12 protein-coding genes and 4 pseudogenes are annotated in these 14,199 nt (G+C 39.2%); 6 read left to right on the top strand and 10 right to left on the bottom strand.

All coding sequences use genetic code 11. From position 1 onward, the window contains the following. Positions 1-11: 11 nt before the first annotated feature. A complete protein-coding gene (locus NQU59_RS14530; protein ID WP_257063904.1) occupies positions 12-203 on the bottom strand; it encodes a hypothetical protein in 192 nt (63 codons plus the stop codon). A 601-nt stretch (positions 204-804) separates the two neighbouring features. Here NQU59_RS14530 and ahpC point away from each other — a divergent pair. Both ahpC and NQU59_RS14540 read left to right on the top strand, forming a co-directional pair. Next, a complete protein-coding gene (gene ahpC / locus NQU59_RS14535; RefSeq protein ID WP_005242015.1) occupies positions 805-1,368 on the top strand; it encodes an alkyl hydroperoxide reductase subunit C in 564 nt (187 codons plus the stop codon). Positions 1,369-1,620: 252 nt separating this feature from the next. Next, positions 1,621-1,830, top strand: coding sequence for a KTSC domain-containing protein (locus NQU59_RS14540; protein ID WP_005204416.1), 210 nt, complete (start codon positions 1,621-1,623; stop codon positions 1,828-1,830). A gap of 52 nt (positions 1,831-1,882) precedes the next feature. Here NQU59_RS14540 and NQU59_RS14545 read toward each other — a convergent pair whose 3' ends face one another. Continuing rightward, the gene (locus tag NQU59_RS14545) at positions 1,883-3,076 is read right to left on the bottom strand and encodes an alkane 1-monooxygenase (protein WP_257063908.1); all 1,194 of its coding nucleotides are present in this window, start codon (positions 3,074-3,076) and stop codon (positions 1,883-1,885) included. A 122-nt stretch (positions 3,077-3,198) separates the two neighbouring features. Between NQU59_RS14545 and NQU59_RS14550 the strand changes: the two genes are divergently transcribed. Further along, positions 3,199-4,248, top strand: a complete 1,050-nt coding sequence (locus tag NQU59_RS14550) for a helix-turn-helix domain-containing protein (RefSeq protein WP_257063910.1) — start codon at positions 3,199-3,201, stop codon at positions 4,246-4,248. On the opposite strand, the gene NQU59_RS14555 is transcribed toward NQU59_RS14550, so the two are convergent. Beyond that, positions 4,225-4,812 (bottom strand): O-methyltransferase, encoded by a 588-nt coding sequence (locus NQU59_RS14555; RefSeq protein WP_005242019.1) that lies wholly within the window; start codon positions 4,810-4,812, stop codon positions 4,225-4,227. The two genes, NQU59_RS14550 and NQU59_RS14555, sit on opposite strands and share 24 nt — an antisense overlap. Positions 4,813-4,848: 36 nt before the next feature. Further along, positions 4,849-5,067 carry a DUF1653 domain-containing protein gene (locus NQU59_RS14560; RefSeq protein WP_005242021.1) on the bottom strand — a complete coding sequence of 73 codons (219 nt, stop codon included), beginning with the start codon at positions 5,065-5,067 and terminating at the stop codon, positions 4,849-4,851. 228 nt (positions 5,068-5,295) lie between these two features. Between NQU59_RS14560 and ahpF the strand changes: the two are divergent. Together ahpF and NQU59_RS14570 are read left to right on the top strand one after the other, a co-directional pair. Further along, positions 5,296-6,860 (top strand): annotated as a pseudogene (ahpF, locus tag NQU59_RS14565) (alkyl hydroperoxide reductase subunit F). Between the two features lie 157 nt (positions 6,861-7,017). Continuing rightward, positions 7,018-7,362, top strand: coding sequence for a hypothetical protein (locus NQU59_RS14570; protein ID WP_005242023.1), 345 nt, complete (start codon positions 7,018-7,020; stop codon positions 7,360-7,362). A gap of 64 nt (positions 7,363-7,426) precedes the next feature. Here the strand turns inward: NQU59_RS14570 and NQU59_RS14575 are convergent, their stop codons facing one another. Together NQU59_RS14575 and NQU59_RS14580 are read right to left on the bottom strand one after the other, a co-directional pair. Next, positions 7,427-8,038 carry a glutathione binding-like protein gene (locus NQU59_RS14575; RefSeq protein ID WP_005242024.1) on the bottom strand — a complete coding sequence of 204 codons (612 nt, stop codon included), beginning with the start codon at positions 8,036-8,038 and terminating at the stop codon, positions 7,427-7,429. 206 nt (positions 8,039-8,244) lie between these two features. Next, positions 8,245-10,686 (bottom strand): ExeM/NucH family extracellular endonuclease, encoded by a 2,442-nt coding sequence (locus NQU59_RS14580; RefSeq protein ID WP_257063911.1) that lies wholly within the window; start codon positions 10,684-10,686, stop codon positions 8,245-8,247. A gap of 182 nt (positions 10,687-10,868) precedes the next feature. On the opposite strand from NQU59_RS14580, the gene trmB reads away from it, so the two are divergent. Beyond that, positions 10,869-11,585, top strand: a complete 717-nt coding sequence (gene trmB / locus NQU59_RS14585) for a tRNA (guanosine(46)-N7)-methyltransferase TrmB (protein ID WP_257063912.1) — start codon at positions 10,869-10,871, stop codon at positions 11,583-11,585. Between the two features lie 65 nt (positions 11,586-11,650). On the opposite strand, the pseudogene NQU59_RS14590 reads toward trmB, so the two are convergent. The 4 genes and pseudogenes from NQU59_RS14590 to NQU59_RS18895 all read right to left on the bottom strand — a co-directional run. Next, positions 11,651-12,423: pseudogene (locus NQU59_RS14590) on the bottom strand (putative type VI secretion system effector). Between the two features lie 37 nt (positions 12,424-12,460). Then, a pseudogene (locus tag NQU59_RS18880) lies at positions 12,461-13,208 on the bottom strand (putative type VI secretion system effector). Further along, complete coding sequence (locus tag NQU59_RS14600; RefSeq protein WP_257063913.1) at positions 13,201-13,941, bottom strand: putative type VI secretion system effector; 741 nt, start codon at positions 13,939-13,941, stop codon at positions 13,201-13,203. The pseudogene NQU59_RS18880 and the gene NQU59_RS14600 overlap by 8 nt, the downstream one beginning before the upstream one ends. Beyond that, positions 13,938-14,101, bottom strand: a pseudogene (locus tag NQU59_RS18895) (putative type VI secretion system effector); the annotation flags it as partial. The gene NQU59_RS14600 and the pseudogene NQU59_RS18895, both read right to left, overlap by 4 nt. Positions 14,102-14,199 lie beyond the last annotated feature (98 nt).

The following is a 14,199-nucleotide window of genomic DNA, read 5'->3' on the forward strand; positions in this document are numbered from 1 at the left end:
AAGTTAAATAATTATTCATCCGAGGCTGAAACAATAAAAATAGACCTTAATTTTGATTCACTTACTTCGTTTGGATCAAAATCAACGACAAGATTAAGAAAAGTAGAGACCTGTAACCAGTGTTGATAATCTTTTCCTTTTAATACTTTTGGTATGAAAATAGCGCCTTCTCTGATTTCTTGCTGACTTTGTTTTGCATCCAATACAATTATCGAACATGAGAATAAATCAACCGCCTAATGATTTGGAATAAATATTGCCCCCTCTTTTGGGAGATAAGTTTTTGCTTGTGTAAGACTTACTAGACCACTATATGATTCCATTCCTTCACTCCTGCCAATTAATTCCTGTATTTTTATAGTAACAAATCAATAATCTCATCAAACTAATTTCTCTTCTCCTTATCGTATTCGTATTTTTTCTTTTGCAAATCTATCCTAACGCTCAAGGATCACGACCAGATATTTTCAAAAATGAAACAGATAGCCGTAGAAAATTTAATCGTATATCTTGGTTTTTATATATTTTTAGATTTTTTCAATTTTACCCTTGAATTTTAACAGCGTAGACTTCATGTTGTTATGCACATTAGTTTTGGATAGTTTGTCATGTTTGCTTCATCTGTATGCAGTCAAATAAGGCAGATATCCTTGGGTGAAAGTCGTTTTTGATTGAGTTATTCAATTTTCCGATTTTAGTCATGTAAAAATACTATTTCCCCAATAACTAAAAATTATTTATTCTTGACCTCGTAAACAAGTAAGGCGTTAGCCTCTCAATAAAACCTCAATCATGGAGACAATGATGAGCTTAATTAATACTGAAGTTAAACCATTTAAAGCAACTGCGTACCACAACGGTCAATTTGTTGAAGTATCTGAAGCTGATCTTAAAGGCAAATGGTCTGTTGTATTCTTCTACCCAGCTGACTTCACTTTCGTATGTCCAACTGAGTTAGGCGACCTTGCTGACAACTATGCTGAATTCCAAAAATTAGGCGTTGAAATCTATGGCGTATCTACTGATACTCACTTCACGCACAAAGCTTGGCACGACACTTCAGAAGTTATTGGTAAAATCCAATATCCATTGATCGGCGATCCAACTTGGACGCTTTCTAAAAACTTCGAGGTATTAATCGAAGCTGCTGGTCTTGCTGACCGTGGTACTTTCGTAATCGATCCAGAAGGCAAAATCCAAATCGTTGAAATCAACGCGGGTGGTATCGGTCGTGATGCATCTGAACTTCTTCGTAAAGTTAAAGCTGCTCAATACGTTCACGCTCACCCAGGTGAAGTATGTCCAGCTAAATGGAAAGAAGGCGAAGCTACACTTGCTCCATCTATCGACTTAGTTGGTAAAATCTAATTATCTAGATTAGACCTAGTCGTCTGAAACCACCCTTTTTAGGGTGGTTTCTTTTTGCCTGTTTTTTTCAAAATCGTAGATTAGTAATCCTATAATTTTATAGCTAATTTTTTACAATTCTTATACTTATAAGTTTATAGCAAGCTGCACATATGAATTGTCAGACCGTCCCAGTTGGAGTACTGTCAAATGAGGAAACACCAGAGTTATTCATTATGTACTAAAAGATCAAATCAATATGGGGACGAATATATGGAAAAACCGGTTGTTGTAACCTCTTGGAAATACGATGTTTCTTCACGCTATTTAAAAATTTTCTATAGCAATGGCTCAGGCGAGCTTTATCATCCTGTTCCAGAGTTTATCTACAATAATTTGCTTCGTACCAACGATAAAACAGCCTTTGTGCACAAATATCTTGAATTTGATCTACATTTTAAACGGCTCTGTATCTCAGCTTAAAATATAAAAAATCAGCCCAATTGGGCTGATTTGCATTGGATCTGGTCGAGCTTTAAGTGGCACTATGTTGTTCAGCATATTTCTCTAACATTTTCTGTCTGGCCTCAGGATAAACATTAATTCTGTCTAAATCACCTTTGTAGTGCTGCACCACTCGATCATCCATAATTTTTGACCACCACGATGGAATAAACGCAGGTAAAATCATTGCGCCATACCCTGCTGGTAATTGAGGTGCATCTTCAAAATGACGCAAGGTCTGGAAGCTTCGGGTTGGATTGGCATGATGATCCGAATGGCGTTGTAATTGATACAAGAACAAATTGGTCACCACATTATTATTGTTCCAACTATGCTCAGGTAAAGTACGCTCATATTGACCATTGGCCTTTTTCTCGCGCTTTAAACCATAATGTTCAATGTAATTCACTGATTCAAATAAAGTCACCGCATAGGCAGCTTGCGTGACTTGGAACGGTACCGAACGCATGCCAAACTTGCTAAACATAGCCGCATGATACACGGCAGACATCGCCCAGCCATGTATCAACTCATTTTCCTTACAGAAGAAAGGCAACTTCTTACGTGCTAAACGATTCTTTTCAATTTCAATCGCGGATTTAAAGCTGCCAATGACAGTACGCGGTAAGAATTTCCAGAAAGTTTCGCCAAATTGTGACGATGCAGGATCTTCTGGTGTTGCAACACGACGATGATGCCCATATGGATGTTCGATGCGAAAGTGGTTATACCCCGATGGTGCCAAGGCTAAATGGGAAAGGTAATGTTCAAGCCGCCCAGTTTTATGGCTAAGTTCATGCGCGGTATTAATCGCAATCCCATTGACCATGCCCACCAAAGTTCCAAGTAAAACTTGATCCGCGACGGGTGTATTTTTACGACTGGCTAAATAAGCGCCATAAATATTGGTCGCATATTGTAATGGTATGAAAAGCTTCACAATACGTGAATAATAAGGATCTGCTTCCAAGTCTGCGATTGCATCTAATGGCGGATTTTCCGTGTCTTCACCAATTAGTTTATCCAGTGCAGGAATAACGCCATGAATAAATAATGGACCAAAAGAAGCGAAGAATTTTTTGGTTTTCTTCGGGCCAAATTGATAACCCGCCAGACCGCTCATTGCAATTGTAGGGACAGCCAACCCCAATAACCATAAATGACGTTTTTTATCTTTAAAGTTTGTTGTTGCCTGCTCTACATCAATTTGAGTATGCATATTCATTAGAATTTCCTCAATCAAACACAAAATGTTTTGCCTGAATTGAGTGTGTGCTTTTATCGCCCCTCTATATTATCATTTTAAGACTTGCTATTATCATTTTAAGACTTTAATGAACAATTCTTGTGCAAAAGCAGCAAATTCCCGTAATTCCATCGCGTTATTATTTGCGGCTGATTGAAATACTGATCAGTACACATCAATACGATAATGATTTGCTCATCCGTTTAAAAGATGAACTTGCGAAAACAGAACTGCTGTCAGTTCAACAAATTGAACAATTCATTGCGATTGGTTTAAGCCTACCCAATACCCAAGACCTCGCCTTTGAACTGGGGAAAAATCTAAAACTGAGTTCACATAGTTTGGTTGGTTATGCCCTGATGACCAGTCCTCATCTAGAGCATGCACTTAGACTGATTGCACAATACTTTAGACTGATTATGCCGAGCTTTAAGTTGAGCATTCATTTCCCAGCAGAATCAAACAAGGTTGAACTATTATTTGAACCGATTTTACACATGAACAAGCAGTGTCTGGCCTTTCATATTGAAGCGATTGCGGTAGCCTTTTACTACAGCTTATTAGAGTTGGCTGGTCAGCAATTACAACGCTATCAAGTCTATTTAAGTATCCCAGAACCAGTTTATCAGGAACGTTATCTACATTTAGTCAAAGCCAATTTCCACTTTAACTACACCTGGATGTCAGGCATACGGGTTGTCATTGACGCACAACAATTGGCACTGCCCTTACCATTGGCAGATGCGCATAGTTTAAAAGTGGTTGAACAACGTTGTCAGGAACAAATTCAGAAAATCTATCACCAAGGTGAAATTGTGGAATGGGTCAGCATGATGCTCAAGCAAGCCAATCAAGTCCCGACCTTAACTGAATGCGCCAAGGTCTTGAACATTTCTACCAAAACCTTACAGCGTTATTTGCAGCAGCAAGGTGTTGAGTTTCAGGTATTAAAACAGCAGATCAGCACTGAACGTGCCATTGATTTGTTAGAGAATTCTAGCTTTACCATTACAGCGATTGCTTATGAACTGGGTTATTCCAACCCTGCCAATTTTACCCGTGCCTTTAATAAAGTGATGGGTTGTAGTCCACAAGCTTATCGCTTAAACCACCAAGATAAAATCAATTCACTTCAAGATCACCATACATAAGCCCGCGCCAATCGGCAAAGTTGTACTCATGTAATGTTCATCATGCTTGATCAATTCCAGAAAGGTTTTTACTTCGGCAGCATGAGAAATTACGTTATCAATAATCAAGGTACTGCCAGCGTTTTGTAATAAACGCTTTAAATCGGCCCAGTAACTCACGTAATGAATACGCTCTGCATCCAGTAAAATAAAATCAAACGGTTCACTGGCTTGGGCCAGAAAATCCGCTGCGTCTCCCACCCAGAAATCAATTTGCTGTTCTAACTCAAATTCTTCTGCATATTTTTTCGCTTGAGCACTACGTAAAGGATCAATTTCTACAGTTTGAACGTTGCCATCTACCGCTTGGGCAGCCTCAGCCAACCATAAGGTTGAATAACCAGTAGAAGTACCGATTTCCAGAATACGTTTTGATTGCTGGCAACGAACCAACATTGCCAATAATTTTGCCGACTCAGCTTCAATATTCCGATAGCGACTCAGACGATCAGACTGTTGAGCATCATGTTGCTTGAACTGATCATATAAATCAGAAATACGTTGTAAGAATACACTACTGGTCATCTCTGCCCCTCCCAATACCAAGTCAGCAAATTACGCTTAAGTCGCTTGAATCAATTTAAAACGGGGCTGGATTTGTCCATCAGCCAGTTGAACCGTTTCACGAAACATCGCTAATGGACGTACCCACATGGAGTAATCCCCATATAGGCATTGGTAAACAACCAGCTCTTCTTCGGTTTCACTATGACGAGCCACATTGAAGACCTGATAAAGTTGTCCTTTATAGTGTTGATAGATGCCGCGCTGTAATGCCATATTGCTTACCCTTTTATGCCACGCAATGATTGCAGTTGTATAACAAGTTTGATTGTACTGTTTTTTTTATCGAAAGGTACATTTCAAAAATTCAACTGATATACCAAAATTCAAAAAACCGATTAAACTCATAAAAACATACTGTTTTACCTATTTAGTACTTTTGCGTACTATAGCCTCATTGAATGAATTTAGCTGATTTGAAAGTCTTAGCGTTTGGAGAAATAGATGTTAGATCAAAATATTAAAACTCAATTAAAAGCTTACTTAGAACGTTTAGAAAGTCCAATCGAGTTGGTTGCTGCTTTAGATGACTCAGATAAAGCAGACAAAATCAAAGAACTCGTGACTGAAATTGCTGAGCTTTCTGACCAAGTTACGGCGCGTTTTGACGGTTCAAACGCTCGCCGTCCTAGTTTCGGTGTGGCCAAAGCAGGCGAACAACCTCGTGTGTTCTTTGCTGGCTTACCGATGGGACATGAGTTTACTTCTTTGATCTTGGCATTGTTACAAGTGTCGGGTTATGCCCCTAAGGTCTCTGATGAAGTACTGACTCAGATCAAAGGTTTAAATTTAACTGCAAACTTCGATGTATTCGTATCGTTAAGCTGTCACAACTGTCCAGATGTAGTGCAAGCTTTAAACTTGATTGCTATCAATAATCCAAATACCACGGCGACCATGATTGATGGTGCCTTCTTCCAAGACGAAGTTGAAGAACGCAAAATCTTGGCTGTACCCATGGTATTCCAAGACAATCAGCATATTGGCCAAGGCCGTATGACACTGGAAGAAATCGTAGCCAAACTGGATAGCAATTCAGCTGAGAAAGATGCAGCCGCAATCAATGCCAAAGATGCATTTGATGTGTTGGTGATTGGTGGTGGTCCTGCGGGTGGTACAGCGGCAATCTATGCAGCACGTAAAGGCATTAAAACCGGTATCGTGGCTGAACGCTTTGGTGGTCAGGTCATGGATACCATGGACATTGAGAACTTCACTACGGTTCAAAAACGGTAGGTCCACAGTTTGCCCAAGATATGGAAGCCCATGTGCGTGAGTACGGTGTAGACATCATGAACCTGCAACGTGTCAGCAAGATCACGGGGGCAGATCAAACGGCCAATGGTCTGGTTGAAGTGGAACTGGAAAATGGTGCCAAACTTGAATCGAAAACCATCATTCTTTCAACGGGTGCACGTTGGAGAGAGATGAATGTCCCAGGTGAAGCAGAGTATCGGACGCGCGGTGTTGCGTACTGCCCACACTGTGATGGCCCATTATTCAAAGGTAAACGTGTTGCGGTGATTGGTGGCGGTAACTCTGGTGTAGAAGCAGCCATTGACCTTGCAGGCATTGTTGAGCATGTGACTTTGGTTGAGTTTGATACCAAACTTCGTGCTGACCAAGTATTGCAGGACAAATTAAACAGCTTGCCAAATACCACCGTGATCATGAATGCCTTGAGTACTGAAGTGGTAGGTGATGGTTCACAAGTCACGGCGCTGAAGTATAAAGACCGTGCCACTGATGTTGAGCATACTGTTGAACTTGCAGGGATCTTTGTACAAATTGGTTTATTGCCAAACACCGATTTCTTGAAGAACAGTGCAGTAGAGCTGAGTAATCGTGGCGAGATCGTGATTAATGAGCGCAACGAAACCAATGTCAAAGGTGTATTTGCCGCAGGTGACTGTACTACAGTGCCGTACAAGCAGATTATCATTGCGACCGGTGAAGGCGCGAAAGCATCATTATCTGCCTTTGACTATATGATCCGTTCTGGTGTTTAAGCTCACCTAATAGCTATGCACGCACTTACACGATCTGATGTAAGTGCGTGTTTTTACAAGTTATCAACAATTTTTCTACTTTATTATTCCTGTGGTTTATGTTTATATTTTCGCTATCCATTCCTATTGGATGCCACAAAGAAAAGGAAATATGACAATGAATAAATTACTCGTTGCTTTAGGTCTCGCTGCGACTGTTGCCCTTGTAGGCTGTAATAAAGAAAAAGCGCCTGAAACAGGTGCAACAACTGGCGAACATTTAGAGCATGCTGCTAACCAAGCTGGTGCTGATCTTCACAATGCTGCTGATGCCGCTTCAAGTGATGTTGCGACTGCTGTAGATACAGCAAGCAACCAAATTGATGCTGCTGCTGATCACACTGCAAATGCAACTGCTGAAGCTGCTGCAAAAACTGAGGCTGCTGCACGTGATGCAACTGCTAAAGTTGCTGGCGCGGTTGAATCAACGGCTGCTGATGTAAAACAAAAAGCTCAACAATAATTTCGATTATTGCTGAAATAAAAAAGCCTCTGTAAACAGAGGCTTTTTTATTGGAATGCATCAATTAGCTCAATAAGCCTTCATCACGCATTGCGATTTGCACAGACTGACGTTCAGCCACTTTATTACGCAACGCAATAATGTTGATATAAGGCGTCAAGTCATGTTCGATATGATTAGACCAGTTGGTTAACACAAATAAATAAGCATCTGCTGGGCCAAAATTATCATCGACCAGATAATCATATTCAGATTCAGCTAAGTAGTTATCGATATAACTGAGTAAACGATCAACTTCGGCATAGGCTTTGGTCTTTTCATCGTCGGTTAATCGACCACCAAAGAAGACTGAATAAGCATCATGTAATTCTGAGTTGAGATATCCCAACCACTCTAGCACCTTGGCACGCCCCATACCTGAAGGCGGAATCAAATCCTGTTTTGGATCATGCTGAGCCAAGAAAGGTAAAATTGCTACATTCTCAGTTAAAATCAAACCTGGATTAATTTCCAAAGCAGGCACATAGCCCTTTGGATTAATCTCGTAATAATCTGCACCTTTAGAGGTTTTATGTGTTTTTAGATCAACTCGTTCTAAATCAAAATCTACGTTAATTTCATTTAAAATAATATGGGCTGCCAATGAGCATGCACCAGGTGAATAATACAACTTCATAATTGATCCTTGTTATCTAACGACTTATGCTCTAGAACGTTCCAACGAAACTCAAGAACAGAAATAACTAAAATTTATAATAGCTTTCATGCTAAGAACATCCACACCACTACTATTAATGAATTTTTTTCTGCCTTGCAAGTTATATTCCGTGACGATTGATTAATTTATGAAAAAACAAATTAAACAAGGTCACGGAAATCGTGTTACGCCCGACCAAAAATCTTGCCTAACCATTCAAATAATGAGTTTAAAAATTCAACGATAATATTCTTCGGATTGTTTGGTTCTAGTTGCGAATCCGAGCTTTTCATGTCCAGATCCACAATTACAGGATCGTGATCTGAAGAACGATAAGCATCAGCAGCAAAGAACAGTGCTTTTTGCTCATCGGTTTTATATTCCTCGTTATAGTCCAATACCGTTGGCTCATCAGCATTGATATGCCAAGCAAATGTTTTAATCACACGCTTATACAGATTGGCATCGGCAATGGCATGATCAAGGTTTCCTGCCCCACCATAACCATCGGCATCACTCGATACACCAAAGACATAGCTATAGGCCTTGCTGCCTTCACCTACTTTGCTGTCATTCAACAAGACTTTATAGTTGGCTTTCTCAAAGGTCAGAATCGGATCTTCTTTGGCATAACTGTTCATATCACCCAAGAGCAAGATATTCGGATTTTTCACTTGAGTCGGATTCTTGGCAATCCACTGGGTGAGTTGTTCAACCGCTTTAACACGGGTTGGGTTCCAACAGCCTTGACCATCTCTTTGATCGGCATCGAGAGAGTTGGCATCTACGCCCTTACAGCCTTTAGATTTAAGATGGTTTGGAATGACCGTGAAGATCTGACCACCTTGTACTGGTTTAAATGATTGGGCAAGCGTCGAACGGTTTTTATCTCCCAAGTCCAATACTGCGGCCTTATTGACAGGCTGAACCCGCTTGCTGTTATAAATAATCGCAACCGCAATCACATCAGTACCCAGCTGATTCAGGCCTTCTGGAATCACATATTTCCAGTCTGGTCCTAAGGCTTTAGTCAGATTGGCAACCGCACTATCACTCCCATAACCATTGTTGGCAATTTCCATTAGGCCATAAACGTCCGCATCAATCGATTTTAACGCATTCACGATTTTGGCATGCTGTTTATCAAATTCAGCCTGACTGTTGGCACCACGTTCTGTTGGGAAGCCATTTTTACCGTTGTCATAGTTCAGCACGTTAAATGCTGCAGCACGAATATGCTTACTCTGTTTCGCTGCAATCGTTGTGCGTGGATTGGTGGTGGTCACGATTTCTGGCAAGTTTGCCCCTGCAATCGGTTGTACACGCCAAGCATTAAAACGATATTCCAAAATCCCTTGTGCATTCTTTAACTGGTAGCCAGAGCGCAAGGTATTAAGGGCGCTAAAGTTCTGTGGCAACCACGGTGCACGGTTTTGATTGCTATAGCCATCATCAAAAATAATCTTGGAAAGCAGATTTTGCTGTGCCAATGCTTTCGCTTCATTGGACAATGCTGGATAAAGATTGGTTGGAATAAATAAGCGACCTAAACTCAGTGACAATTCACCATAACGGCCAAAGTTATAGTTTTCGCTCACCGTCAGCGTTTGCGGTAATTTTACCAGCATGCCCTGATAACGTTTTGGAGAGTTCCCAGATGCATCGGTTAAACTGCTAAAAGGTAAATTCAAATCCAGTGGTTGAATCAGCGATGCCATATTCTGGTTACAGCTTTGAACATCTTGCTGTAACTGATCAATTTGCAGTTGGTTCTGATAACTGGTTAAACGACCACGCAGAATTACTTCATCGCCAACCTGCCCGCCTTTTACTGCACTGCTGGCAGGAATATAGACAAAGATGGCATTACTGACATTTGCGGTGGCTTTACTGTCAGGGGTTTGTACATAAAAACCAGAGAAACCATTACTATAGCGATAGTCTGCCGTGATCACACCACGAATGGTATAGTTTTGATTCTGTGTCGATTGCGCTAGGCTGGCAATCGGCGTGTCACTGCTATTACAACTGACTGCATCTGTAATCGGTGGTGTGGTGGTTGAGCCCGTTAAATTCGAAAAGTCATTCCGATCTGTCCATGCCTGCCAAGATTGATCTAAATCAAATGGGCTAGTTGGATCAACACTGACGACAGGATTGTCAGTTTGAATGCGCTTAAAGCTATTGCCCATACTTAGCACTGTGGTGCCCCAACCATTTGTTGGACGTTCACCAATGCGACCAAAACGATCTACAGGCGTACCACGATAGAGCAAGACAATGGCATCGTCACCATTAAAGGACAGACCCGCCACCTGATTCACCTTACCTCCCAATTGCGTCTGTAATTCAGAACGACCAATCAAGAATTTTTGTTTACTGGCCAAAGTTCCCTGTAGTGGGAAAGCTACGGTTTTAACTGTACCGCCATTATTGAACTGCTGGATTTCATAATCGGCCAAGTTTACTGCTGTCGCATCGGGGTTATAAATTTCCAGTCCTTTTTTATTGCTGCTGCCATCGACATATTGGCTAAACATCAATTGTGCATTTGCAGCGGAAAAGATTGAAGATGCACCTAACAGCCCTAAACAAATGGCGATCGAATGGTATTTAAAATTGTTCATCATTTTTTACTTAGTGTTAAAATTGTAATTAGGCTATGCAATTTCTGTGACAGCTACATGAAGATTTTTTGACAAATTTTAATCAATTTCAGAAATGACTGGCTAAATAAAATCACTTAAAGTTTGACTTGACCACCTGAACACTTAAAATACGGCATTTCTATATTTATATCTCCAGAATCATGTCAAACGATCAGTTAGAAACGCAAATTACGGAACTCGACAATTTGCCTGAGCACCGTGAAATTGTGACGTTTATGCGTCGTTCAGCTCCGCTCAATACTTCACAACGTACTGCTTTAGAAGATTATCGTGATTTAATTTTGGAATACCCTGTTGGTGATTTACGTCAACACTTTGAACATCCTGAACGCCCATTAACCGTTGAAATCGGTTTTGGTATGGGTCGCTCTTTGGTATTAATGGCAAAAGCCAATCCTGAACGTAACTTTGTCGGAATCGAAGTACATATGCCTGGTATTGCACAGTGCGTCTATGAAGCGGGTATGGCTGGCTTGAAGAACCTATTTGTACTAGATGCCGATGCCATTCAGGTCTTACGTGAAATGCCAGATAACAGCATTAACTGTGTACAGCTTTACTTCCCTGATCCATGGCAGAAGAAGCGTCACTTTAAACGCCGTTTTGTGATTCATGAGCGTATGCAACTGGTTGAACAGAAGCTTGAGCTGGGTGGTACCTTCCACGCAGCGACAGATTGGGAACCGTATGCGGAGTGGATGCTTGATATCCTAGACAATCGTCCTGATATGGAAAACTTGGCAGGTAAAGGCAATAGCTACCCTCGCCCAGAATGGCGTCCAGTGACTAAATTCGAGCGTCGTGGTCTGGAATCGGGTCATAAGATTAATGACTTTATCTTTAAGAAAATTAAATAAGCTGATTTATTTTTCGAAGGAAGCCACTAATTGTTTAGTGGTTTTTATTTCCAAATGTTTAAGTTCTATGCTTTCTTATCAAAATAATCTTCTGGATAAGGGTCTTGACCTTTTAACTTATTACGATATTTCATTACACTAATCTGAACACCGTCATCTGTTAAAAACTCATTATAAAAATCTTGCTCTTTAGGATCATCAAAATTTAATTTTTCAAATATTTGTTCGGATAATTCACCAAAAATTTCATAAGATTTCCGAAAACTAAAATAATTTATGAATGCAGAAAATGAAACTGAAATAAAAATGCAATAAGCACCGTCTGAAAGAAAAATAATATTCCCTCAACAGAATAATCAGAAGAAGAAATAAAACTGAATATCAGTACAATTAGGAGCAAGCCAAACGATGCAATACCCAAATAATAGGTCTGCATCATAATCGCTTTATAACCCATTTTTTTTGAACGACCCATTTCATAGATCATATAAAGCAAACCTGATTTAGGATCGACAACTGCATAAACTTGATGTCGTCCCTTTACAGGCTTTTCATTAATTACAGCAATCAATTCATCATTTTCGTCAAAACGTACAGTGGTAAATTGTCCTAGTAAAGGACACTCTTCTATTTCACCAATAAAAGTTATTCCATCTTTTGCTTTTCCAGCCATTAATAAAATAGGCGAGCTTGTAAGCAATGAACTACTTCCAGCAAGTACACCTGCAAAAGCGGTGCCTGCTGCAATCCCACCCACATTCTGATTTACAGGAATTTTAGACTTGGCTTTTTCTAGAGAGTGGATTGGACCTTGAACAAGCTTTAAGTTTAGTTTCAAATGATTTACCTTATATAACCTTTTAATTTCTAGCTAGTTATGCATTACGTTCTTTTTGATCTATATAACTTTCTGGGTATGGGTCTTTTGAATAACTTTTCTATATTCATATACAGACTCTAAAAGAATTTTATAATCATCACTATAGTGACGTCCAGACAATAAAAAAATTTCTTCTGGATGATCAAAGCCATAGATCTTAAATATTTCCTCTGACTTTTCTGAAAAATGCTTAAGTGATTTAACAGTCCCTTTCATGATAAAAATAACTACAAAATAAAATAATAACTCCACCAAAAATTATAAAGTTATCTTTAGAATAATCATCTATATATAAATAATCCTATCATCATCACTACAGTAAGAGCATATAAAATATTAGCTCCTTTCATAGATGATCTTTCATGACTTTTTATTGAAGTTCCCATCCCTACCTGCATATGAAGTAAGCCTGTTTTAGGACTCAATATAGAATAAAGCTCATAGAGGTTTTTTTCTAATTGCCTAGCCACACAAATAATATATTCATTTTCAACTATTAGCGCACGATGAAATTGACCTACACAAACTTTACCACCTATTTCCATAACAACTGATTTGACATGTAAACGACTATGCGAAGCGAGAAATACCGTCTGTGCAGACAATGAAACACTTTCTGCTACACCACTCAAAATCGCTGAAGATGCAATTTGGGCATCACCAGACTTTCCAAATGCACTTAAAGAGTCATCATAAATCTCTAATCTTTGAATGCGACCTTCGATTTTTAGTAAATCATACATTCCGTTCTTTTTGCTCTATATAGCTTTCTGGGTATGGATCTTGTTCAATGACCTTACGGTATTCATATACAGACTCAAGTAACAAGTGATCTTTTTCACTTAGATAGCGACCTGGCAATAAGAAAACCTCTTGAGGGTCTTTAAATCCATACAAAGCAAAAATCTGTTCTGACTTTTCTGAAAAATGTTTTAATGAATTTGAAGCATTTTTAATAATAAAAATAAAATAAAATAAAATAGAGACTATCAACCAACTCAAAAAATCATCAAAAGAAAAATCCCTCCCAAATAAAAGAATTAAAAGAAGGCCTATCACAGAAATAAAATACATCCATAACCCGCCTTTTCTTGCTGATATATTATGTTTTTTGATAGATGCTCCCATGCCAACCTGCATATGAAGCAAGCCTGTTTTAGGGCTCAATACTGAATAAAGCTCGTATAAGTTGTTTTCTAGCCGTCTTACAATGCAAATAACATACTCTTCCTGTTCGAATAGAGCACGATGAAATTGACCCACATAAACATTACCGCCTATTTCCAAAACAACGGACTTAACATGCAAACGACTACGTGAAGCGAGAAATACAGTTTGTGCAGACAATGAAACACTTTCTGCTACACCGCTTAGAATTGCTGACGCTGCAATTTGAGTATCACCAGACTTTCCAAATGCACTTAAAGAGTCATCATAAATCTCTAATCTTTGAATGCGACCTTCTATCTTTTTCATTTCTTATCAAAATAATCCTCTGGGTAAGGATCTTTTCCTTTTAAATTTTTTCTGTATTCCATGACACTAACATGTATACCATCCATATCAAGTAAACTTTTTTGGAAAAATCCTGACTTTTAGGGTTTTCAAAGCCTAATTTATTAAAAATTCTTTCTGATATTTTTGATAATGAGATTACAGAATTTCCAATTGTAATATAACCTAGCATAAATACAGTAGAAAAAATAAAGCAGCTTAAAAATATTATTCCGCCAT

The organism is Acinetobacter colistiniresistens, assembly GCF_024582815.1.
GTDB lineage: Bacteria > Pseudomonadota > Gammaproteobacteria > Pseudomonadales > Moraxellaceae > Acinetobacter.